The organism is Streptomyces sp. NPDC102402 (genome assembly GCF_044765765.1).
GTDB lineage: Bacteria > Actinomycetota > Actinomycetes > Streptomycetales > Streptomycetaceae > Streptomyces.
Genome location: NZ_JBIWKR010000003.1, coordinates 911,335 through 933,036 on the forward strand (window position 1 = coordinate 911,335; position 21,702 = coordinate 933,036).

At 71.9% G+C, this 21,702-nt stretch carries 24 protein-coding genes, 1 pseudogene and 1 riboswitch; of the genes and pseudogenes, 14 read left to right on the forward strand and 11 right to left on the reverse strand.

Annotated elements, in window-relative coordinates; all coding sequences use genetic code 11:
• Positions 1-43: 43 nt before the first annotated feature.
• From ACIRJR_RS13650 to ACIRJR_RS13660, 3 genes are all read left to right on the forward strand, one after another.
• A complete protein-coding gene (locus ACIRJR_RS13650; protein WP_403778598.1) occupies positions 44-535 on the forward strand; it encodes a DUF5304 domain-containing protein in 492 nt (163 codons plus the stop codon).
• Between the two features lie 75 nt (positions 536-610).
• On the forward strand, positions 611-1,552 hold the full coding sequence (locus ACIRJR_RS13655) for an ROK family glucokinase (protein WP_376378623.1): 942 nt from the start codon (positions 611-613) through the stop codon (positions 1,550-1,552).
• A 72-nt stretch (positions 1,553-1,624) separates the two neighbouring features.
• Entirely contained in the window at positions 1,625-2,386 is a 762-nt protein-coding gene (locus ACIRJR_RS13660; protein ID WP_403778602.1) for an endonuclease/exonuclease/phosphatase family protein, read from the forward strand.
• 92 nt (positions 2,387-2,478) lie between these two features.
• On the opposite strand, the gene ACIRJR_RS13665 is transcribed toward ACIRJR_RS13660, so the two are convergent.
• Positions 2,479-3,150 carry a hypothetical protein gene (locus ACIRJR_RS13665; protein WP_403778605.1) on the reverse strand — a complete coding sequence of 224 codons (672 nt, stop codon included), beginning with the start codon at positions 3,148-3,150 and terminating at the stop codon, positions 2,479-2,481.
• Positions 3,143-3,922: an alpha/beta hydrolase gene (locus ACIRJR_RS13670; RefSeq protein WP_403778608.1), complete on the reverse strand. Its 780-nt coding sequence runs from the start codon at positions 3,920-3,922 to the stop codon at positions 3,143-3,145. Before ACIRJR_RS13670 ends, ACIRJR_RS13665 begins: the two co-directional genes overlap by 8 nt.
• A gap of 215 nt (positions 3,923-4,137) precedes the next feature.
• Here ACIRJR_RS13670 and ACIRJR_RS13675 point away from each other — a divergent pair, with 215 nt between their 5' ends.
• The 5 genes and pseudogenes from ACIRJR_RS13675 to ACIRJR_RS13695 all read left to right on the forward strand — a co-directional run bounded on the left by ACIRJR_RS13675 (position 4,138) and on the right by ACIRJR_RS13695 (position 8,143).
• The gene (locus tag ACIRJR_RS13675; protein ID WP_403778610.1) at positions 4,138-4,857 is read left to right on the forward strand and encodes a lysophospholipid acyltransferase family protein; all 720 of its coding nucleotides are present in this window, start codon (positions 4,138-4,140) and stop codon (positions 4,855-4,857) included.
• Between the two features lie 60 nt (positions 4,858-4,917).
• Entirely contained in the window at positions 4,918-6,135 is a 1,218-nt protein-coding gene (gene macS, locus ACIRJR_RS13680) for a MacS family sensor histidine kinase (RefSeq protein WP_403778613.1), read from the forward strand.
• Positions 6,132-6,824, forward strand: a complete 693-nt coding sequence (locus ACIRJR_RS13685; RefSeq protein ID WP_403778616.1) for a response regulator — start codon at positions 6,132-6,134, stop codon at positions 6,822-6,824. The genes macS and ACIRJR_RS13685 overlap by 4 nt, the downstream gene beginning before the upstream one ends.
• Positions 6,825-6,865: 41 nt before the next feature.
• Positions 6,866-7,024 (forward strand): annotated as a pseudogene (locus ACIRJR_RS13690) (6-phosphofructokinase); the annotation flags it as partial.
• A gap of 114 nt (positions 7,025-7,138) precedes the next feature.
• Positions 7,139-8,143: a 2-hydroxyacid dehydrogenase gene (locus tag ACIRJR_RS13695; RefSeq protein WP_403778619.1), complete on the forward strand. Its 1,005-nt coding sequence runs from the start codon at positions 7,139-7,141 to the stop codon at positions 8,141-8,143.
• 161 nt (positions 8,144-8,304) lie between these two features.
• On the opposite strand, the gene ACIRJR_RS13700 is transcribed toward ACIRJR_RS13695, so the two are convergent.
• Together ACIRJR_RS13700 and ACIRJR_RS13705 are read right to left on the reverse strand one after the other, a co-directional pair.
• A complete protein-coding gene (locus ACIRJR_RS13700; protein ID WP_403778622.1) occupies positions 8,305-10,191 on the reverse strand; it encodes an anthranilate synthase family protein in 1,887 nt (628 codons plus the stop codon).
• 96 nt (positions 10,192-10,287) lie between these two features.
• Entirely contained in the window at positions 10,288-10,356 is a 69-nt protein-coding gene (locus ACIRJR_RS13705; RefSeq protein WP_383567791.1) for a trp operon leader peptide, read from the reverse strand.
• 91 nt (positions 10,357-10,447) lie between these two features.
• On the opposite strand from ACIRJR_RS13705, the gene ACIRJR_RS13710 reads away from it, so the two are divergent.
• Positions 10,448-11,794, forward strand: a complete 1,347-nt coding sequence (locus ACIRJR_RS13710; RefSeq protein WP_403778625.1) for a class II 3-deoxy-7-phosphoheptulonate synthase — start codon at positions 10,448-10,450, stop codon at positions 11,792-11,794.
• 161 nt (positions 11,795-11,955) lie between these two features.
• A complete protein-coding gene (locus ACIRJR_RS13715) occupies positions 11,956-12,225 on the forward strand; it encodes a bacterioferritin-associated ferredoxin (RefSeq protein ID WP_403778738.1) in 270 nt (89 codons plus the stop codon).
• A gap of 38 nt (positions 12,226-12,263) precedes the next feature.
• Here the strand turns inward: ACIRJR_RS13715 and bfr are convergent, their stop codons facing one another.
• Positions 12,264-12,743, reverse strand: coding sequence for a bacterioferritin (gene bfr, locus ACIRJR_RS13720; protein WP_383567477.1), 480 nt, complete (start codon positions 12,741-12,743; stop codon positions 12,264-12,266).
• A gap of 156 nt (positions 12,744-12,899) precedes the next feature.
• Here bfr and ACIRJR_RS13725 point away from each other — a divergent pair, with 156 nt between their 5' ends.
• Positions 12,900-13,532: a sulfite oxidase-like oxidoreductase gene (locus ACIRJR_RS13725; RefSeq protein ID WP_403778629.1), complete on the forward strand. Its 633-nt coding sequence runs from the start codon at positions 12,900-12,902 to the stop codon at positions 13,530-13,532.
• 17 nt (positions 13,533-13,549) lie between these two features.
• Here the strand turns inward: ACIRJR_RS13725 and ACIRJR_RS13730 are convergent, their stop codons facing one another.
• The 6 genes from ACIRJR_RS13730 to thiO form a co-directional block, all read right to left on the reverse strand.
• A complete protein-coding gene (locus tag ACIRJR_RS13730) occupies positions 13,550-14,032 on the reverse strand; it encodes a DUF4396 domain-containing protein (protein WP_403778632.1) in 483 nt (160 codons plus the stop codon).
• Positions 14,033-14,112: 80 nt separating this feature from the next.
• Positions 14,113-14,970 carry a deoxyribonuclease IV gene (locus tag ACIRJR_RS13735; RefSeq protein WP_403778635.1) on the reverse strand — a complete coding sequence of 286 codons (858 nt, stop codon included), beginning with the start codon at positions 14,968-14,970 and terminating at the stop codon, positions 14,113-14,115.
• Between the two features lie 98 nt (positions 14,971-15,068).
• On the reverse strand, positions 15,069-16,994 hold the full coding sequence (pknB, locus tag ACIRJR_RS13740; protein WP_403778638.1) for a Stk1 family PASTA domain-containing Ser/Thr kinase: 1,926 nt from the start codon (positions 16,992-16,994) through the stop codon (positions 15,069-15,071).
• 124 nt (positions 16,995-17,118) lie between these two features.
• A complete protein-coding gene (locus ACIRJR_RS13745) occupies positions 17,119-17,913 on the reverse strand; it encodes a thiazole synthase (RefSeq protein ID WP_403778641.1) in 795 nt (264 codons plus the stop codon).
• A 2-nt stretch (positions 17,914-17,915) separates the two neighbouring features.
• Complete coding sequence (gene thiS, locus ACIRJR_RS13750) at positions 17,916-18,146, reverse strand: sulfur carrier protein ThiS (RefSeq protein ID WP_403778643.1); 231 nt, start codon at positions 18,144-18,146, stop codon at positions 17,916-17,918.
• Complete coding sequence (thiO, locus tag ACIRJR_RS13755; protein ID WP_403778646.1) at positions 18,143-19,363, reverse strand: glycine oxidase ThiO; 1,221 nt, start codon at positions 19,361-19,363, stop codon at positions 18,143-18,145. Before thiO ends, thiS begins: the two co-directional genes overlap by 4 nt.
• A riboswitch (TPP riboswitch) is annotated at positions 19,361-19,473 on the reverse strand. (Overlaps the previous gene by 3 nt.)
• A 51-nt stretch (positions 19,474-19,524) precedes the next feature.
• Here thiO and ACIRJR_RS13760 point away from each other — a divergent pair.
• The 3 genes from ACIRJR_RS13760 to ACIRJR_RS13770 all read left to right on the forward strand — a co-directional run bounded on the left by ACIRJR_RS13760 (position 19,525) and on the right by ACIRJR_RS13770 (position 21,558).
• Entirely contained in the window at positions 19,525-19,866 is a 342-nt protein-coding gene (locus tag ACIRJR_RS13760; protein ID WP_403778649.1) for a hypothetical protein, read from the forward strand.
• 28 nt (positions 19,867-19,894) lie between these two features.
• Positions 19,895-21,130, forward strand: a complete 1,236-nt coding sequence (locus ACIRJR_RS13765; RefSeq protein WP_403778652.1) for an NAD(P)/FAD-dependent oxidoreductase — start codon at positions 19,895-19,897, stop codon at positions 21,128-21,130.
• 62 nt (positions 21,131-21,192) lie between these two features.
• Positions 21,193-21,558 (forward strand): Rv2175c family DNA-binding protein, encoded by a 366-nt coding sequence (locus ACIRJR_RS13770; RefSeq protein WP_359466418.1) that lies wholly within the window; start codon positions 21,193-21,195, stop codon positions 21,556-21,558.
• The last annotated feature ends 144 nt before the right edge of the window (positions 21,559-21,702 follow it).

Below are 21,702 nucleotides of genomic sequence, written 5' to 3' on the forward strand. Positions count from 1 at the left end.
GGCTCGCACGGCCACGCAGGCAACCGCGTCGCAGGAGTCCGCCATGAGTGAAGCCACCGATCGTCCCGTCGACGACGACGCGTGGGCGGAGGCCTGCGCCGAGGACCTCGAAGCCGAGAAGGCCCGCCGGCGGGCCCAGTACGGACAGCAGCCGGGTTCCGCCGCCGATGAGCTGCGCAAGCTGATCGACGCCGTGGCCGACAAGGTGACCTCCCTGCAGTCGCCCCTGCTCGGCATGGCCACCCAGGGCACCGTCCAGCAGGTGATCCGGCAGGCCAAGTCCGCCGTCGAACCCGTCATCGAGCGCAACCCGGAACTCTTCGATCATCTCGCCGCCGCGGGAAGCGAGCTCCTGGCCGCCTACCGCTCCGCCGTCGAGGGCCAGGAGGGCCGCTGGACCCGGGGTACCGAGGGCGCCGGTGGCGCCTCCGGCGGCACCGGAAGCACCCCCGGTGCCGGGAAGAAGGCGGCCGAGGACCCCTCGGACCCGCGTGACGAAGGCACCGGCGGCAGCGAACACATCGACCTGGACTGACCCTGGGCAGGAAATACCCGTCCCCGGCTCGGGTACGGTTGGCCGTAGCGGGGCTCGACCGAAACTGAGGGATTCATGGGACTCACCATCGGCGTCGATATCGGCGGCACGAAGATCGCGGCTGGAGTGGTCGACGAAGAGGGCCGGATCCTCTCGACGTTCAAGGTATCGACCCCGCCGACGGCAGAAGGCATCGTGGACGCGATCAGCGCCGCCGTGGCCGGGGCGAGCGAGGGACACGACGTCGAGGCCGTAGGCATCGGCGCGGCCGGATACGTCGACGACAAGCGCGCCACCGTGCTGTTCGCCCCGAACATCAACTGGCGCCACGAGCCGCTCAAGGACAAGGTCGAGCAGCGCGTCGGCCTGCCCGTCGTCGTCGAGAACGACGCCAACGCGGCGGCCTGGGGCGAATACCGCTTCGGCGCCGGCCAGGGGCACGACGACGTCATCTGCATCACGCTCGGCACCGGGCTGGGCGGCGGCATCATCATCGGCAACAAGCTCCGCCGCGGTCGCTTCGGTGTGGCGGCGGAATTCGGTCACATCCGGGTCGTCCCGGACGGACTGCTCTGCGGCTGCGGCAGCCAGGGCTGCTGGGAGCAGTACGCCTCCGGGCGCGCGCTCGTCCGGTACGCGAAGCAGCGTGCCAACGCCACCCCGGAGAACGCCACGATCCTGCTGAGCCTCGGCGACGGCACGGTCGAGGGCATCGAGGGCAAGCACATCAGCGAGGCCGCCCGCCAGGGCTGCCCCGTGGCCGTCGACTCCTTCCGTGAGCTGGCCCGCTGGGCCGGCGCCGGACTGGCCGACCTCGCGTCGCTCTTCGACCCGTCCGCCTTCATCGTCGGTGGCGGTGTCTCGGACGAGGGCGAGCTGGTCCTCGACCCGATCCGCAAGTCGTTCCGGCGCTGGCTGATCGGCGGCGAGTGGCGCCCGCACGCCCAGGTCCTGGCGGCCCAACTGGGCGGCAAGGCGGGCCTGGTAGGTGCGGCGGACCTGGCACGCCAGGGCTGACCCCACCCCAGCACGTCCGACGCCCGTCGCGCCCTCCGGGGTGCGGCGGGCGTCCGTCGTATCGTGCCTCCCATGGTCACGACGCCGATGCCCCTGCCCGACTCCCGTACCGAGCCGGACGGTTCAGCCGTCATCCGGGTGCTCAGCTACAACGTCCGCTCGCTGCGCGACGACACCGAGGCGCTGGCCCGTGTCATCCGCGCCTGCGCACCCGACCTGGTGTGCGTCCAGGAGGCCCCGCGCTTCTTCCGCTGGCGGAAGGCGGCGGCCAGGCTCGCGGCCATGACCGACCTGGTGATCCTCAGCGGTGGTGCCACGGCGGCCGGGCCGCTGCTGCTCTGCTCACTGCGCGCCACCGTGGAGCGCACCGAGGACGTCCTGCTGCCGCTCACCCCCGGTCTGCACAGGCGCGGCCTGGCGACAGCGGTCGTACGGTTCGCCGGGGCCAGGCTCGGTGTCGTGAGCTGCCATCTGAGCCTGCAGCGTGAGGAGCGGCAGGCCCAGGCGGGCATGCTGCTGGAGCGGGTCGAGGCCATGGGCGTCCCGCACGCCGTCGTGGCCGGCGACCTCAACGACGTACCGGAGGGACTCGCCTTCCGGCGGCTGGCCGGGAGCCTTCAGGACTGCCGGACCGTACGCCCGTGGGGCGGCGAGCTCACCTTCCCGCCCGGCGCACCGCGCAAGCGCATCGACGCGGTGTTCGCGACGGACGGCGTCGAGGTCCTCGGCTGCGGAGTCCCGGCCGGCCTGCCCGGCGTCACCGGAGCGGATCTGCGGGCGGCCACGGACCATCTGCCCGTGCTGGCCGCCCTCAGGGTGCCGGCGACGGGTTGAGCAGCCGCGGGGCCGGGGGAGAGGCGGGCGCCCCCGCTCTCCCGCCCACCGGGCCCCGCCCGCCGTACCGCCCCGGGGTCCGCTCGTACGGGTCAGACGACCGCGCCGCGCCCCGGATCGTCGTCCTCTTCGTCGTCGTGGGGCATACGGGCCACCAGGGTGGCGAAGCCGCCCAGGAAGCCGCCGATGGAGAGCGTGGTGAGCCACCACGTCATCTCCCACTGCATCAGCACCGCGATCAGCATCAGCACCGGGCCGCCGACGACCGCGAGCCAGGCGAACTTCGCCGTCACGTCGGCCTCGGGAAGCGGCGGCGGCTCCGGGGGGACGAAGTGCCCCTCCTCGCTGTCGTCCGGATCGTCGATGTCGTCGTCCCCGGGCTCTTCCAGGTCGTAGTCACGCGGACCCGCGACCCCGGGGGCGAAGACGACCGACCCGCCGAGCGGCTTCTTCTCCGCCGGCCCCCCGGGCGCCTTCCCGCTCACCCCCTTGTCCGCGTCCTCGCCCGCGCCGGACTCCGGCTCGGGGCCGAGGACGTTCACCTGGTCGTCCTCCAGCAGGACCAGGTCCTCGATCGACTTGAACGGCTTGGCGCCCGGAGGGTCCGGCGGCTCCTCGCCGTACCCCGCGACGATCGCCTCCCAGGCCGCGGCCTCGTCGAACGGCCCGGCCCCCTCCGTGCCCTCGGGCACGGCCCTTCCCTCCGTGGGGCGCGGTTCGCGCTCCTCGTCACTGCCCGCGCGCTCCGCGTCGTGCTCAGCCACCGGACGTGCTCCCCTTCTTGCCAGCGTCGAGTGCGAGGCGGTCGATGAACCGGAAGCCCTCGTCGAAGATCCGCTCCGCGTCGTGGTCCAACGTCGCCACGTGGTAGCTCTGTTCCAGGAGGATCTCCTGGACGTCCCGGGACGAGACCCGGCTGAGGATCCGCGCCGAGTCCGCCGGCGGCACGACATGGTCCTGCGGGCTGTGCAGCAGCACGATCGGCTGGGTCACCTGGGGCAGATCGGCGTCGACCAGCCGGAAGAACGCCCGCACGGAGTGCGCGGCATGCAGCGGCACCCGGTCGTAACCGACCTCTTCGGAGCCCTCCAGCGCGATGTCGCTGGTCAGCCCCTTCGTCGTCCGCACCAGGTGCCGGGCGACCGGCAGGGCGTACGCCGAGAGGCCGTGCACCTTGTTGGCCGGGTTCACCAGCACCAGGCCGGCGATCTCGTCACCGTGCTTCGCGGCGAGGCGCAGTGCCAGGGCCCCGCCCATGGAGAGGCCGAAGACGAAGACCTGCTCGCAGCGGGCGCGCAGGGCCCTCAGCTCCCGGTCCACCTCCGCGTACCAGTCCTGCCAGCCCGTGACGGCCATGTCCTCCCAGCGCGTGCCGTGCCCGGGCAGCAGCGGCAGCGAGACGGTCAGTCCCCGCTCCGCGAGCCGGTCGGCCCAGGGGCGCAGCGACTGCGGCGAACCCGTGAATCCGTGACAGAGGAGGACGCCGACCTCTCCGCCCTCGTGGCGGAACGGCTCGGCTCCAGGCAGGACCGGCACCGGGGTCTCCTGTTCATGAAGCGGGGCGGGGTGCGGGGGGCGTGCAAAAGGATTACTTCACCGTACGCGACCGGACCGACACCGACCAGGGCCGTCACCGCCCGAGCGGCCGTCACCTGCGGGTGCGGCCGCGGGGGAGTCCGCTCCGAGGGGGCGGGGGCGGTGGCGGCACCACGGGTTAAGGTCTCATCGACGGCACACAGGAGGCACCCGAGTTGATCTACGGCGCAATGAAGTTCTCCATCGGCGGCTCCCTGAAGCTGGCCTTCAGACCGTGGGTGGAGGGTCTGGAGAACATCCCCGCACACGGGCCCGCGATCCTCGCGAGCAACCACCTGTCGTTCTCCGACTCCTTCTTCCTGCCGGCGGTCCTCGACCGCAAGGTGACCTTCATCGCCAAGGCGGAGTACTTCACCGCGCCCGGGGTGAAGGGCAAGCTCACCGCCGCCTTCTTCAAGGGTGTGGGGCAGCTCCCGGTCGACCGGTCCGGAGGACGTGGCGCCGGGGAGGCGGCCATCAGGGCGGGCATCCAGGTGATCGAGAGCGGCGGACTCTTCGGTATCTACCCGGAGGGCACCCGGTCACCCGACGGACGGCTCTACCGGGGCAAGCCCGGCGGCCTCGCCCGGGTGGCGCTCGCCACAGGTGCCCCCGTCATCCCCGTGGCGATGATCGACACGGAGAAGATCCAGCCCCCCGGCCAGGTGGTGCCCAAGCTGATGCGGCCCGGCATCCGGATCGGCAGGCCGCTGGACTTCAGCCGTTACCAGGGCATGGACGGGGACCGCTTCATCCTGCGCTCGGTGACCGACGAGGTCATGTACGAGATCATGAAGCTCTCCGGCCAGGAGTACGTGGACATCTACGCGACGGCGGCCAAGCGGCAGATCGCCGAGGAGGCGAAGAAGAAGGGAACGGAGCGGTCCGGCGCGTAGGAGCGCCACCGGCCGACCGGAGCGGGCAGCATGACAGGGGCGGGTACCGGGGGAGGGCACATGGCTGGGCGTGAACGGGTCGTACGGATGTCGGTCGAGCAGCCGCTGTGGCGGGCACTGACCGCGTACCGCGTGCTGACCCTCGTGTACGCGGCACTGCTCGCGGGCTTCGGCCGCGAGCAGTACGAGCGTCCCTGGGTGGCCGTCGCCTTCCTGGTGTTCCTCGCCCTCTGGACGGCCGTCACCCTCCCCAGGGTGGCCAACGCCGCGAGCTGCACCAAGCGCTTCCTCGGGCTGGATCTCGTCGTCGCCCTGACCGGGATCCTGCTGACCCCGCTCGCCGACTTCGACGCCCAGCACTCGGACGGCCCGACCCTTCCTTCGATCTGGACCGCCGGCTCCGTCCTCGCGTTCGCGCTCAAGGGCGGCTGGCGCTGGGCGGCCTTCGCCTCCACCCTCGTCGCCGCCGCCAACATCGTCGAGCGCGGCGAGCCCAGCGAGGACACCTTCCACAACGTGCTGCTGGTGTGGGTCGCCTCCATCGCCATCGGCTACGTGGTCGAGGTGGCACGCGCCAGTGAACGCACCCTGGCCCGCGCACTGGAGATCGAGGCCGCCACCAGGGAGCGCGAGCGGCTGGCCCGCGACATCCACGACAGCGTCCTGCAGGTCCTGGCCATGGTCCAGCGCCGCGGCACGGCGCTGGGCGGTGAGGCGGCGGAGCTCGGCCGGATGGCCGGGGAGCAGGAGGTCGCCCTGCGGACCCTGGTCTCCAGCGGGCTGGTGCCGACGACGAGGGTCTCCGAGGACAGCGCCGAGGGCGCGGTGGTCCGCGTGGTGGAGGCCGAGGGTCCGCAGAGCGCGGAATCCGACCTGCGCACGCTGCTCGCCCCGCACGCGAGCTCCCGGGTCACCTTCGCGGAGCCCGGGGCCCCGGTGCTGCTCGCCGCCGGTGCCGCGCGTGAGCTTGCCGCCGCGGTCAGCGCCGCGCTGGACAACGTACGGGGCCACGCGGGGCCGGACGCCCAGGCGTGGATCCTGGTCGAGGACGAACCGGACGAGGTGATCGTCACGGTCCGGGACGACGGCCCGGGCATCCCGGAGGGCAGGCTCGACCAGGCGGCGGGGGAGGGCCGGCTCGGCGTCGCCCTGTCGATCCGCGGGCGGCTGCGCGACCTGGGCGGCACAGCAGAGCTGATCTCGGTGCCCGGTCAGGGCACCGAGGTCGAGTTGAAGGTTCCGAAGGTTTCACGGGGGAAGGCGGGAACGGCCCGATGAGTACACCGAACACACAGGCGTCCGAGGAGCGGGCCATCAAGGTGATGGTGGTCGACGACCATCCGATGTGGCGCGACGCCGTCGCCCGCGACCTGGCCGAGTCCGGCTTCGACGTGGTCGCGACCGCCGGTGACGGCCCCGGTGCCGTGCGCCGGGCCAGGGCCGCCGCACCCGAGGTCCTCGTGCTCGACCTGAATCTGCCGGGGATGCCCGGTGTCCAGGTCTGCAAGGAACTCGTCGGCACCCTCCCCGGGCTGCGCGTCCTGGTGCTCTCCGCCAGCGGGGAACACGCCGACGTCCTGGAGGCGGTGAAGTCGGGCGCCACCGGCTATCTGCTCAAGTCCGCCAGCACCCAGGAGCTGACCGACGCCGTGCGCGCCACCGCGGCCGGGGACCCGGTCTTCACTCCGGGCCTGGCCGGACTGGTCCTCGGCGAATACCGCCGGCTCGCCTCCGACCCCGCCCCCGCTGCCACCGACCGGCCGAAGGTCCCGCAGCTCACCGACCGCGAGACGGAGGTCCTGCGGCTGGTCGCCAAGGGACTGTCGTACAAGCAGATCGCCGAGCGCCTGGTCATCTCCCACCGCACCGTCCAGAACCATGTGCAGAACACCCTGGGCAAGCTCCAGCTGCACAACCGGGTGGAGCTCGTGCGGTACGCCATCGAGGCCGGCCTCGACGACGTGTGACCCGCAACCGCCGCGCACCACAGCGGAATCGACCGTCCCGCGGACGGCACGCCGTCGACGCGGTGCACGAGGGCGTCTCAGGCGTGATGATCGCTCCGAGGGGCACGGACGTCGTCCGGGTGCCGATCGCGGAGGCGACGGCCCGCCTGAAGACCGTCGACCCGGCCCTCCGCGCGGAAGCGGGGGTCTTCTCCGGCTGATCCACGGCCGAGCGGCGCCCCGGGGGTGCGGGCCGTATATTCGCGAGGACCCTGTGTCCGCGAGGACCCTGTGTTCGCGAGGACCGGCCCCACCCCCTTCACCCGGGAGACGTCGTGGAAATCCTGGCATTCGGCGTGCAGTCCGACGAGAAGCCGCTGATCGAGAAGGCCTTCGCCGGCCTCCACGACGTCCGCTGCCTGGACGTCTTCCTCACCAAGGACACCGCCCCGATCGCCGCGGGCTACGAGATCATCTCCACCAGCGTCAACGCCGACCTCGGCGGTGAGGTCCTGCAGACCCTCGCCGCGGGCGGCACGCAGATGATCGCCCAGCGCTCCACCGGCTTCAACAACATCGATCTCGACGTCGCCGAACGGCTCGCCCTGCGCGTCGCCAGGGTCTCCTCCTACTCACCCCACTCGGTCGCCGAGTTCGCCTGGACCCTTGCCATGGCCGTCAACCGCCGGATCGTCCGCGCGGTGAGCCGCACCCGGGACTTCGACTTCCGGCTCGACGGGCTCCTCGGCCGTGACATGCACGGCCGCACCGCCGGTGTGGTCGGCACCGGGAAGATCGGCGAGGCCTTCACCCGGATCGCCCACGGCTTCGGCATGGACCTGCTCGGCTGGGACGTCGCCGAGAACCCGGCCTGCACCGCCCTCGGCATGACGTACGTGGACAAGGAGCGGCTCTTCGCGGAGGCGGACCTGATCAGCCTCCACGTGCCCCTGCTGCCGGCCACCCAGCACATCATCGGGGCCGACGCCCTCTCCTTGATGAAGGACGACGCGATCCTGGTCAACTCCAGCCGGGGCGGCCTCATCGACAGCCGCGCACTCGTCACCGAACTGCGGGCCGGCCGCTTCACCGGTGTAGGGCTGGACGTCTACGAGGCGGAGGCGGGGCTCTTCTACGTCGACAAGTCCGTGGAGGGCATCGACGACGACACGCTCGCCCGGCTCGTCACCTTCCCCAACGTCATCGTGACCTCCCATCAGGCCTACTACACGCGTGACGCCGTGGGGCAGATCATCGAGGCCACCGTGCGGAACGTCACCGACCACCTGGCCGGCCGCCGCAGCGAGAACGTCCTGGTCCCGGCCCTCCCGCCGCGTTAGGGGCCGGGCACCGTCGGGCCCGGCCCCGGCGTGCCCCCTCAGGGACACGCCGCGTACGCCGCGTCGCGCCGCTGCCGGCGGGCGCCCTGCCGTGTCATGCCCCAGGCCGCCCCGGTCTCCGGGCGCGTCATGCCCCAGGCCGCCCCCGGTCTCCGGCCCTCTCAGCCGGCCACCGGCAGTGCCGCCAGCAGCCCGGTCACGATCGTCGCGCCGCGCAGCGTCAGAACCGACTCCGGGTGGAACTGCACCGAAGCGAAGTCCCTGCCCCGCAGCGCGTGCAGCTCACCGGTGGCGGCGTCCCGGCTCACCTCGATGCCGTGCGCGCCCAGCTCTGCCTCGGCGGCCTCGTCGCAGCGCGCGGTGAAACTGTTGTAGAAGCCCACGGTCTCCGGCCTGCCGAACAGGTCGACGCGGGTCTGGGCCCCCTGGTAGGGCACCTCCTTCCGCACGATCTCCAGGCCGAGCTCCGCCGCGATCAGCTCGTGGCCGAGGCAGACGCCGAGCAGCCCGTGGCGGTGGTCCCGCACGAGCTCGGCGGTCAGCTCCCTCAGCAGCCGCATCTTCGGATCGGCGGTGTCTCCGGGATCGCCGGGGCCGGGCCCCAGGACGACGGGCCCCTCATGGGCCCGCACCGTCTCCCGCAGCCCGGGCTCGTCGTACCGGCGCACCGAGACCGTGAGGCCCGAGGAGCGCAGCAGGTGCGCCAGCATCGCCGTGAAGGTGTCCTCGGCATCCACCACCAGCGCGTGACCGGACAGGTCGTCCGTCCGCTCCTGCATCCGCAGCCAGAAGGGGGCGAGCCCGCCGCGCCGGTCGTCCAGCGCCCCCTGGACCCGGGGATCGGAGGCCAGCCGCGGACGGCCCGACTCGGACCCGGGCCGCCCCGGGCGGACGCCCAGCGCCGCGAGTACGCCGGCCGCCTTGGCGTGGGTCTCGGCGACCTCCCCCGCCGGGTCGGAGTGGCGTACGAGCGTGGCCCCCACCGGCACGCGCAGCCGGCCGGCCGCGGAGATGTCGGCGGTGCGGATCAGGATCGGCGAGTCCAGCGTCTGGGCCCCGCCGGGCTCCCGGCCCACCAGTGCCAGGGCGCCCGCGTAGTAGCCGCGGCCCTCCGGCTCGTACCGCTCGATCACCCGGCAGGCGTTCTGCACGGGGGAGCCGGTGACCGTCGCCGCGAACATCGTCTCCTTCAGGACCTCGCGCACGTCCAGCGAGGAGCGCCCGCGCAGCTCGTACTCCGTGTGCGCGAGGTGGGCCATCTCCTTCAGCCGGGGGCCGACCACCACACCGCCCATGTCGCCGACGGTGCACATCATCTTGAGTTCCTCGTCGACCACCATGGAGAGCTCCTCGGTCTCCTTGCGGTCACCGAGGAAGGCCAGCAGGCCCTCGGCCGTCGGGCCCTCGTCCGGGTAGCGGTAGGTCCCGCTGATCGGGTTCATCACCACCGTCCCGCCGGACATCCGCACGTGGACCTCAGGGCTGGCGCCGACCAGGGTCCGCTCCCCGGTGTGCACGACGAACGTCCAGTACGCCCCGCGCTCACCCGCCAGCAGCCGCCGGAACAGGGCCAGCGCGTCCGCCCGGCCGAAGCCGGGGATCTCGCCGCCGAAGGTCCGCCGGATCACGAAGTTCGCGCCCTCGCCCTGCCCGATCTCGTCCTCGACGACGCGCCGGACGATGTCCGCGTAGGCCTCGTCGGCGACGTCGAAGGCGCCGTCCACGACCTGTACGTCGTGGCCGGGCAGCCGCGTGAGAACCTCGCCCAGCGGCAGCTCGTGCGCCTGGTCGGCGACGAGCACGGCGAGCGGGGTGCCGTCGTCCCGCACGTCGAACCCGCGCTCGGCGATCTGCCGGAACGGCACCAGGGCGAGCGACGGGAGGTCGCGCACCGGGATGTCGGCCAGCCGGGCCACCTCCCGCACCTCGCCGGTCAGGAGCTCGACGGTGTCGTGGTCACGGCCGGGGGTGCGCCGGCGCAGCAGAGCGAAGGGCGGGGCATCGTCACGGAGCAGGGCTGACAAGAGGTCGACGGCACGGTCGGGCATGGGCGTTCCTTCCTGAGTGAGGAACGGCTCCCGGCACCGAAACGCAGAGAAGGCCGCCCCTCGGGCGGCCTTCGCGAAGTGTGTACGCGCGATGAATCAGCGGGCCGCCGGATGAGCGGTCCACCACCAGTTCTGGGTCGTCTGCGCGAACATGCCACGCACCATATCCGAAACGGTGGACAAACGAGCGCGCGTCTCATGTGGTGAGCGGGAGAATGGGACGCCCCCACGACCCCGTAGTGTTGTCAAGGTGACCGTGAACGCCAATACCTCCGTCGCCGGTGGCCACACCTGGCGAGACCTTCCCGCGGCGCAGCAGCCCGAGTACCCCGATGCCGAGGCTCTGCGCGACGTACTCGCGGACCTCGAGTCGTATCCCCCGCTCGTCTTCGCAGGCGAGTGCGACCAGCTGCGCGCCCGCCTGGGAGCCGTCGCCAAGGGCGAGGCGTTCCTGCTGCAGGGCGGTGACTGCGCCGAGGCCTTCGACGCCGTGTCCGCCGAGCACATCCGCGCCAAGCTGAAGACGCTGCTCCAGATGAGCGCCGTCCTGACGTACGCGGCCTCCGTGCCGGTCGTCAAGATCGGCCGCATCGCCGGGCAGTACTCGAAGCCGCGCTCCAAGCCGACCGAGACCCGCGACGGCGTCACCCTGCCGACCTACCGCGGCGACTCCGTCAACGGCTTCGACTTCACCGAGGCCTCCCGCGTCCCGGACCCCGAGCGGCTGAAGCGGATGTACCACGCGTCCGCCTCCACGCTGAACCTGGTCCGCGCCTTCACCACCGGCGGTTACGCCGACCTGCGACAGGTGCACGCCTGGAACCAGGACTTCGTGAAGTCCTCGCCGTCCGGTCAGCGCTACGAGGCGCTGGCCCGCGAGATCGACAACGCGCTGAACTTCATGAAGGCCTGCGGCACGGACCCGGCCGAGTTCAAGGCGGTCGAGTTCTACGCCTCGCACGAGGCGCTGCTGCTCGACTACGAGTCCTCGCTGACCCGCACAGACTCGCGCACCGGTCAGCTCTACGACACCTCCGGCCACATGGTCTGGGTCGGCGAGCGCACCCGCCAGATGGACGGGGCGCACATCGAGTTCGCCTCGAAGATCCGCAACCCCATCGGGATCAAGCTCGGCCCGACGACCACCGTCGACGAGGCGCTCGGTTACGTCGACCGTCTCGACCCCGAGCGCGAGCCCGGCCGGCTGACCTTCATCGTCCGCATGGGTGCCGACAAGGTCCGCGACAAGCTCCCCGAGCTCGTCGAGAAGGTCACCGCCTCCGGTGCGCAGGTGGTGTGGGTCACGGACCCGATGCACGGGAACACCTTCGAGGCCGCGTCCGGCCACAAGACGCGCCGTTTCGACGACGTCCTGGACGAGGTCAAGGGCTTCTTCGAGGTGCACAAGCAGCTCGGGACCCACCCCGGCGGCATCCACGTCGAGCTCACCGGTGACGACGTCACCGAGTGCGTCGGCGGTGGCCACGAGATCTTCGTCGACGATCTGCACCAGCGTTACGAGACCGCCTGCGACCCGCGCCTCAACCGCAGCCAGTCCCTCGACCTGGCCTTCCTGGTGGCGGAGATGTACCGCGACCAGTAGGGATCACCTTCGGTGAACGCCTGTGGGGCACGGATCGATGTGATCCGTGCCCCACAGGCGTATCCGGGGCTTTTGTGTGCGGGACGTCGCGGGTAAGGTTAGGTTAGCCTCACCGAAAAATCGGGACGGCGCAGCGAACGATCCCCCGGGAGGTGAACCGCGTGTACGTCTGCTCCTGCTTCGGCATCACGGAGGACCAGGTCAGGAAGCATGCGGACGGCGGAGCGTGCACGCCCCGCCAGATCGCCTCCGCCTGCAAGGCGGGTACCGACTGCGGTGGCTGCGTCCGCAGGATCCAGGCGCTGCTCGGCCGCGGTGAGTGCCCGCGCCGCGAGCTCGTCGAGGGACGTACGGAGGCGGCGGCCGCTCCGGCCGGTTCGCCCGTCGCCTTCGGCACCGCGCCGGACGTCAGGCTCTCCGACGCCGCCTGACGGGACCGCCCGGGACCGCCGCGGAACCGCGTCGGGGTTCAGCTCTCCGGCTGCTCGATCAACTGGGCGATGTAGAGCGGCTCACCGAGCTTCTCGACCAGCTCCAGCTGGGTGTCGAGATAGTCGATGTGGTGCTCCTCGTCCTCCAGGATGGATTCGAAGATGTTCGCCGACGTGATGTCGCCCTTGCCGCGCATCACCTCGATGCCCCGCCTGAGGCGGTCGATCGCCTCCACCTCGACCTGCCGGTCCGCCTGGAACATCTCGGTGACCGTCTGGCCGACGCGCACGTGGAAGAGCCGCTGGTAGTTGGGCAGCCCGTCCAGGAACAGGATCCGGTCGGTGAGGAGCTCCGCGTGCTTCATCTCGTCGAACGACTCCGCCCGGGTGTACTTCGCGAGCTTCGTCCAGCCGAAGTTCTCCTGCATCTTCGCGTGCAGGAAGTACTGATTGATGGCAGTCAATTCGGCGGTCAGCTGTTCGTTCAGGAACTCGAGGACCTCGGGGTCGCCCTGCATCGCAGAGGCTCCTTCCAACCGGTGAACTGGGCATGTTTCCGGCGCATCCTCGCACCGCGCCACTCGGCCGTCCAGTAAGTGCACGCTTAGTGCGAGTTGCCCGGATCGACTCTCCCCTGGTCATGACCACCCCTGCCTGTCTGTCACCATGGAGGCATGGGTCAGCCGGAAAGCCGGGAACGCGGCACAGCAGAGCAGTCCGGGCTTCCACCGGGGCAGCGACTGCAGCGAGGTTGGCCGGTCACCCATTACGGCCCCGTGCCCAAGTTCAAACCGGACCGCTGGGAGTTCCGGGTCTTCGGGGCCACGGCCGACGGTGACAAGCACTGCTGGAATCACCAGGAATTCTCGGCACTCACCTTCTCGTCCGTCGTCGCGGACCTCCACTGCGTGACGAAATTCAGCATGCTCGGTGCCGAATGGGGCGGAATCCTGGCCCGCGAGATCGTGGAGCTGGCGCCGCCCGCGCCCCACGTCACCCATGTGATGGTCTGGGCCGAATACGGATTCAGCTCGAATCTGCGGCTGGCCGACTTCGCGTCGGACCGGACGTTGTTCGCCACCCACAAGGACGGCGAGCTGCTCACCGCCGAACACGGATTCCCGCTGCGCCTGGTCGTACCGCATCTGTATGCCTGGAAGGGGCCCAAGTGGGTCCGGGGCATCGAGTACATGACGGCCGACCGCCGGGGCTTCTGGGAGGAGCGCGGGTACCACAACATCGGTGACCCGTGGAGCGAGCAGCGCTACTCCTACCAGGAGGAGCCCGGGGACGGCCCCGAACTCTGACGCCCCCGGGTGGCCGTTCAGTGGTGGCGGTGCACCACCGCGTGCCCCTTGCCGCGGCTGATCATCCACTTGTTGACCGGTGTCGTGACGACGAAGGCCGCCGCCAGGGCGATGGCCAGGACGGTCCAGAAGACGCCGTCCGACAGGTGGGCGTCCATGGCCCCCGGCCAGAGCGCGATCACCCCGTTGTCGATGAGCTCCATCACGGCGATGGACACGGTGTCGGCGGCCAGCGCGATCCGCACGGCCGCGCGGAGGCCCACGCCGGCACCCAGTACGGAGCGCAGGGTCAGCGCGTAGCCGAAGAAGAACGCGAGGACGATCGCCAACGCCATCGTCTGCACGTTTCCCCAGCCGAGCGCGGTGCCGATCACCATGCCGAGGACCTCGCCGATCGCGCAGCCGGTGAGGCAGTGCAGGGTCGCGCGCGCCGCCATGGCCCAGGACGAACCTCCGCCGCCGTGCGTGCCGTGGTGTTCCTGCTGTGTGCCGTGCTGCATGAGAAGCCCCCGGAGCTCGGTCGCGGATACCTGACACCCTCGGGAACGAGATACCCCCTGGGGGTATTCCGTGCCCTGGCTCAGCGGGCGTCCCGGAGCCCCTTCAGCCGTGTCACGTCCGCGGCGTGGCCCTCCCTGCCGCCAGGTGTCTCGATGATCAGCGGCACGCCTTCGGTCGCCGGATGCGAGAACAGCTCACGGAACGGCTCGACACCGATGTGACCCGCGCCGATGTTCTCGTGCCGGTCCTTGTGAGCCCCCACCACATCCTTCGAGTCGTTGGCGTGGATCAGCTTCAACCGCCCCTCGCCGACCGTCTCCACCAGCAGATCCAGGGTCTGCCGCATCCCGACGGGGCCCGTCAGGTCGTGCCCCGCCGCGTAGATGTGGCAGGTGTCCAGGCAGATCCCCAGCTTGGGGTGGGAGTCCAGGGCCTCGAAGTACGGGCCGAAGTCCCAGGTCCGCGAGCAGAGCGAGGAGCCCTGGCCGGCGGTCGACTCCAGCAGCAGGTACGGATCGTCGTCACGCGTCAGCTCGTCCAGCAGCGGAAGCATGTGCGTACGCACCTGGGCGAGGGCCTCCTCGCGCGGGCGTCCGCCGGTCGCCGAGCCGGTGTGCACCACCACACCGAGGGCGCCGATCTCCCTCGCCCGGCGCAGCGAGTGGCGCAGCGACAGGACCGACCGCTCGACCGTGGCCTCGGTGTGCGAGCCGAAGTTGATCAGATACGGGGCATGGACGTACGCCGGGACCGACTCGGCCGCGCACTGCGAGCGGAACAGCTCGTCCTGTGCCGGATTGCCGGACGGCGTCGCCCAGCCGCGCGGATTGGCGACGAAGACCTGGACGGTCTCCGCCGCCAGCTCCCGTGCGTAGCCGAGGCCGGTCTTGGCCAGTCCACCGGCCACGGGAACGTGACCGCCTACAGGGTTGCGCATGTTCCGCCTGTCCTCGATGTGCCCGGGGCCTCTCGTCCGGATCATGCCGGGCTCGCGTGCCCCGCTCCGCGATCCGGCCTGATCCGAACGGAGAGACCCTAGAGCCCCTTGGTCCTGATGGTGATCGTGGAGCCCTCCGCGGCCGTCTCGCCGCCCTCGACCGACTGGCTCCCGACCGTGTCGCTGAACGAGAGGAAGGGGCGGTCGACCTTGACCTCGAACCCCGCGTCCTCCAGGGTGCCCCGGGCCTCGTCGACGTCCTTCCCCGTGACATCGGGGACCTGGAGCATGCGCGGCCCCTTGGAGACCGTCAGCTCCACCGTGTCGCCCTCGGCGGCCTCGGCACCGCTGCCGGGCGACTGCCGGGCGACCTCGCCCGCCGCCTCGGGGGAGTTGACCCGCTCCGTCAGCACCTCGGCGTCGAGGCCCGCCTCGTCCAGCGCCGTCCTGGCGTCCTCGACGGAGAGGCCCGTGACGTCGGGGACGTCGACGGGGCTGCCCTTGCTCACGACCAGGGCGACCGCCGAGTCCGGGTGGCGCTCGGTGCCGGCACGCGGATCCGTACGGACCACCTTGCCCCGGTCGGTCTCCTCGCTGAACTCCCGGGTCACCATCCCGGGCGCGAGTCCCGTCTCCTTGAGCGCGCGCCGGGCGTCCGCGAGGGCGAGGCCCTCGACATCGGGCACCTTCACGATCTCAGGGCCGCGCGAGATCACCAGCTTCACCGCGTCGTTGCCCCGGATCCGCTCACCGGAGCCGGGATCACTGCTGATCACCGTGCCTCGCTTCACCGTGTCGCTGTAGGCACGGTCGACGCCCTTGAGGTCGAGGCCCTCGTCCGAGAGCCGCCGCTCGGCCGCGCTCTGGGTCTGGCCCAGGAGCGAGGGGACCCGGGTGAACTGACCGGAGTTGATGTACCAGACGCCCGCGCCCGTCCCCAGCACCAGCAGGACGGCCACGATCACGGCGAGCATCCCGCGACGGCCCCGGCCGGAGAAGGACCGGCGGCGTCCGCGCCCCTGCTCCCCGGGCACCGACGGGGCCGGCATCTCCAGGCGGCTGGTGTGGTGCGCGGTGCCCTGGCCGGCCGGGATCACCCGGGGGATCACGCTCGTACGGTCCTCGGCGGCGTCGCGCGACTCCGCGATCGCCTGCGGGGGCACCGCGTCGAGCTGCTCCTCGGTGAGGTCCGCGCGTATCTCGCGGGACCGCGCGAGAAGCGCCACCGCGTCGGCGGGACGCAGATCGGGATCGCGTGCCGTGGCGACGGCCACCAGCTCGTCCAGCCCGCCGGCCAGGCCCGGAACGGCACCGGACGGTGCTGGGACGTCCTGGTTCAGGTGCTGGTAGATGACCTGTGCGGCGGTGTCCCCGGCATGGGGCTTGCCGCCGGTCAGCATCTCGTAGAGCACCACACCGCAGGCGTAGACGTCGGACCGGGTGTCGGCCGTCCCCTGCTCGATCTGCTCCGGGGCGAGGTACGAGACCGTGCCCAGGAGCGAGCCCGTGGTGTCCGTGGCGGTCCCCACGGCTCGTACGAGGCCGAAGTCCGCGACCTTCACGCGGCCGTCGTCCCCTATCAGGACGTTCTCCGGCTTCATGTCGCGGTGGACGAAGCCCGCGCGGTGGGCGGCCCCGAGGGCGGCCAGCACCGGTTCGAGGATGTCCAGGGCGGCGCGGGGCTGCAGCGCCCCGCGCTCGCGCAGGACGTCACGCAGGGTGCACCCGGCGACGTACTCCATCGCCAGGTAGACGTATGCGCCCTGGGCGCCCTGGTCGAAGACACCCACCACATTGGGGTGGGCCAGCCGCGCGACGGACTTGGCCTCGCGGATGAAGCGCTCGACGAACGCGGCGTCGGTCGCGAGCGCCGGGTGCATCACCTTGAGGGCGAGCACACGGTCGAGCCGGGTGTCCACGGCCCGGTAGACCGTGGCCATACCGCCGACGGCGATGCGCGCATCGATGCGATAGCGGCCGTCGAGCAGCTGCCCGACCAAGGGGTCCTGGAGGGTCGTGTCCACGGAGCGAGTCTACGAGCTGCCACGGACACCGCGGAGAGGTCACGGTCCCCGGGGGACTTTCCGGTGCGGAGCCGTGACAGGGGCATGCACGTGCTGTGACCGGGGGACGCCCCCCGGTGCCGGATCAGAAGGCCGGACGCTCCGGATCCAGCACCGCACGGCCCTCCACCGGGGACGACGCCTCCGCGAAATGGCGGCGCGGGATCCGTCCCGCCCGGTACGCGAGGCGCCCGCCGTCCACGGCGTGCCGCATCGCCGCCGCCATCAGCTCGGGTTCCTGTGCCCGGGTCACCGCCGAGGCGAGCATCACAGCGTCACAGCCCAGCTCCATCGCCAGCGCCGCGTCCGACGCGGTCCCGGCACCGGCGTCCAGGATCACGGGGACCTCCGCCCGCTCGGCGATCAACTGGAAGTTGTGGGGGTTGCGGATGCCGAGCCCCGACCCGATGGGGGAGCCCAGCGGCATGATCGCCGCACACCCCACGTCCTGGAGCCTGCGGGCCAGGACCGGGTCGTCGTTGGTGTACGGAAGGACCGTGAAGCCGTCGTCGACGAGGACCTCGGCCGCGTCCAGCAGCTCGATCGGATCGGGCAGCAGGGTCCGCTCGTCGGCCACCACCTCCAGCTTGATCCAGTCGGTGCCCAGCGCCTCCCTGGCCAGCCGGGCGGTCAGCACGGCCTCACCGGCGGTGAAACAGCCCGCGGTGTTCGGCAGGACCCGGATGGAGAGGCGCTCCAGGACGGAGAGCACCGAACCCCGCACGGTCGGGTCGAGCCGGCGCATCGCCACGGTCGTCAGCTCCGTGCCCGAGGCGATCAGCGAGCGCTCCAGCACGTCGAGGCTGGGCGCACCGCCGGTACCCATGATCAGCCGGGACGAGAACGTCGTGGAGCCGAGCGTGAAGAGATCGTCGGACATGGTCAGCCTCCCTGGACGGCGGTCAGGATCTCGACGCGGTCGCCGTCGCGGAGAGCGGTGGCGGACCACTGGCCGCGGGGGACGACGGCCTCGTTGACCGCGGCGGCGACCCCGGAGGGAGCCGCGGTCAGCTCCCCGACCAGGGCGCCCAGCGCGGTGCCGGCGGGGACGGCGCGCTGCTCCCCGTTGACGGAGACCCTCACGGGGCCGGCGGACGGCACGGACTGTGTCATGCGGGCTGCTCCTGGGAGGCGGGGGTGGTGGCTTCGGGGCCCGGGAGCCGCGAGGCCCCCGGGGAGGCGGCCGCCGGCGCGAAGCGGCGCGGTGCGAAGGGGCGGCCCAGTTCGGGCAGCTCGCCCGTGGTGAGCACGTGCGCCATCACGTCGCCGGTCACCGGGGTCAGCAGCACCCCGTTGCGGTGGTGGCCGGTGGCCAGGTGCAGGCCGTCCAGCGCGGTGGGGCCCAGCAGCGGCGCGTTGTCCGGTGAGGCGGGCCGCAGCCCGGCCCGGGTCTCGGTCAGCGGCAGCTCGGTGATCCCGGGCACCAGCTCGTGGGCGTCCCGCAGCAGCTCGTAGACCCCGCCCGCGGTGACGGTGGTGTCCCAGCCCTGCTCCTCGGTCGTCGCGCCGACCACCAGCTCGCCGTTGGCGCGCGGCACCAGGTAGACGTGGCTGCCGCGCACGACGGCCCGCACCGTCCTGCTGAGGAAGGGGGCGTACGCGGGCGGCACCGTCAGCCGCAGCACCTGCCCCTTGACCGGGCGTACGGGCGGGACGACCGCCTCGGGTATCCCCGCGAGCCGGCCGCTGAGGCTGCCTCCGGCCAGGACCACCTGGCCGGCGGCGAGATCCGTACCGTCCGCGAGAACGGCTCCCGTAGCACGGCCGCCCGTGACGGAGAGCCGTTCGACCCAGGCGCGGCGGAAGCGCACGCCCGACCGCTCGCACGCCGTGACCAGGGCCGAGGCGAGCCTCCTGGGATCCACCTGGTGGTCGCCGTCGACCCGGAGCCCGCCGCGTACGCCGGGGGCGAGCATCGGTTCCAGACGCCGGCACTCGCGGCCGGTGAGCCACTCCGACCGCAGCCCCGAACGCTGCTGCAGGGCGTGCAGTTCCCGCAGGTGGGCCCGGTCGTCGGAGTCCAGGGCGACGGACAGCGTGCCGCAGGCCCGGAAGGCGGTCTCCTGCCCGCTCGCCTCCTCCAGCTCGGCCACGAAGTCCGGATAGCGCGCCGCGGACGCCATGTTGAGGCCGAGCAGCATCTGCTCCCCGTAGTGGAGCTCGGTGACGGCGGCGAGCATCCCGGCCGCCACCCGGGCGGCCCCGCCGCCGGGTTCCGGGTCGGCCAGCGTCGTGCTCAGACCACGCTGTGCGGACCGCCAGGCGGTCACCAGCCCGATGATGCCGCCCCCGACGACCAGGACGTCGGAACTCTGTACGGAGATGCGCATGGGCGTCCAGCCCCTCCCTTCGCCGGCATGACCCGGATCAGGTTCGTACGGTCGGAGGCCGGCCAGCCTCCCTCTCAGCCCGGTGCGTCCGGACTCCCGCGAGTGTCTTACGGTGGCCAGCCTAGACCCCACCGGCCGATGCCAGTAAGGGAGCCGTACCCGTGGCCCGTTCGCTCGACGGACTCGTCCTCTCGCCGGTCGCCGACCAGGCCCCCGGCCAGGTCGGGACCCGGACCCGTTTCACGTACCACGAGCGGGAGGGCCGGATCTGGGCGGAGTACGCGGGCGGCGACATCGTCCGCGGGCATCTCGTCGGGACGCGGGACGCGGACACCCTGGACTTCCGCTACGTCCAGCTGAAGCAGGACGGAACGACCTCCTGCGGGCACTGCGGATCGACCGTCACCGACCTCCCTGACGGCCGCGTCCGCCTGGACGAGACATGGGAGTGGGAGTCCCAGGAGGGCAGCGGGACGAGCGTGGTCGAGGAACTCGCCGACTGACGTCACGTCAGGTGATTAGGGTGGACGGGTGAGCGAGCAGACAGAGGATCCGCCTGCGGGACACCCGCGCGGAGTCGTGATCGTGGGCGCGGGCATGGCCGGGGTGCAGACGGCCGTGGCCCTGCGCGAACAGGGCTTCACCGGCCCGGTGACGCTGATCGGCGCCGAACCGCACCAGCCGTACGACAGGCCGCCGCTGTCCAAGGCGGTCCTGCTCGGCAAGGCCGAGGACTCCGCCTTCGACGTCGACTTCGAGGAGCTGGGCATCACCCTGCGCCTGGGGCTGGACGTGGCCGGCCTGCGGGCCGGGGCGCACGAGCTCGACACGGCCGAGGGGCCCGTCGCCTACGACGTCCTGGTCCTCGCCACCGGGGCGGAGCCCGTCGCTCTGCCCGGCACCGAGGGCGTCCCCGGTGTGCACCTGCTGCGCACCCTCGACGACGCAGCGCGGCTGCGGCCCGTCCTGGAGCGGCGGCACGACGTGGTCGTCGTCGGCGCGGGGTGGATCGGCGCCGAGTTCGCCACGGCCGCCCGGGCGGCCGGCTGCGCGGTCACCGTCGTCGAGGCCGCCGACCGTCCTCTCGCGGGCACGATGCCCGCCGAGGTGGCCGCTCCGATGGCCGCCTGGTACGCCGAGAGCGGAGCCGAACTCCTCACCGGGGCCCGGGTGGAACGTGTCGAAGAGGGCTCCGTCCACCTGTCGGACGGCCGGACGGTCCCCGCCGGGGCGGTGGTCGTGGGGATCGGAGCGCGGCCCGCCACGGCGTGGCTCGCGGGTTCGGGCATCGCGCTCGGCCCGGACGGCTCGGTCACCGCGGACAGCTCGCTGCGCACCTCGCTGCCCGACGTCTACGCGGTGGGCGACTGCGCCTCCTTCCCCTCCGCCCGCTACGGGGAACGGCTGCTGGTCCACCACTGGGACAACGCCCTCCAGGGCCCCCGGGCGGTCGCCTCCGCCCTCACGGGCCGGGCGGCCGGGGCGTACGACCCGGTGCCCTACTTCTGGTCCGAGCAGTTCGGGCGCTTCGTGCAGTACGCGGGCCATCACGCCGGTGCCGACACCCTCCTGTGGCGGGGCGCTCCGGCGGACCCCTCCTGGACTGTCTGCTGGCTGCGGCAGGGGGTCCTGGTGGCGGTGCTGGCGGTGAGCCGGCCGCGCGATCTGGCACAGGGACGCAAGCTCGTCGAGGCGGGCGCGCGGATCGATCCGGCACGGGCCGCCGACTCCTCCGTACCGCTGAAATCGACGGTGCTCCAGGGGTAGGCGCGGCCTCGTACGCCCGGCCCGGCTACCGACTGTCGGTCCGGGATGGCACGCTTGTCCCTGTGACCGAGATTGACGCAAAGATCGATGCTCTCGTCCCTGCCTGGCTCCACCTTCCCGACATCGCGGAAATGCTCGATGTCGAGGTGACGCGCGTACGGCAGCTGGTCAAGGAAGGCCAGCTGATCGCCGTACGACGTGGTGAGAACCGGGCGCTCCAGGTGCCTGCCGCCTTCATCGACGGCGACAAGGTGGTCAAGGGCCTCGTAGGGACCCTGACGCTCCTGAGGGACGACGGCTACAACGACGAAGAGATGCTGGACTGGCTCTTCACTCCCGACCCGACCCTGCCCGGCACCCCCGCGCAGGCCCTGAGCGAGAATCGCGGTACGGAGGTGAAGCGCCGGGCCCAGGCGCTCGCCGTCTGACCGGAGAGCCGTGAGTGGGGTGGGGGGGCGCGGGGGCCGCGGCCCCCCCCCCCCCCCGCCCCGGGGGGGGGGCCCCCCCCCGGCCCGGCGGGTCGTCGGCCCACCCCGCTCAAACGACGCACCCCCCGGGGGCACCACAGGGGC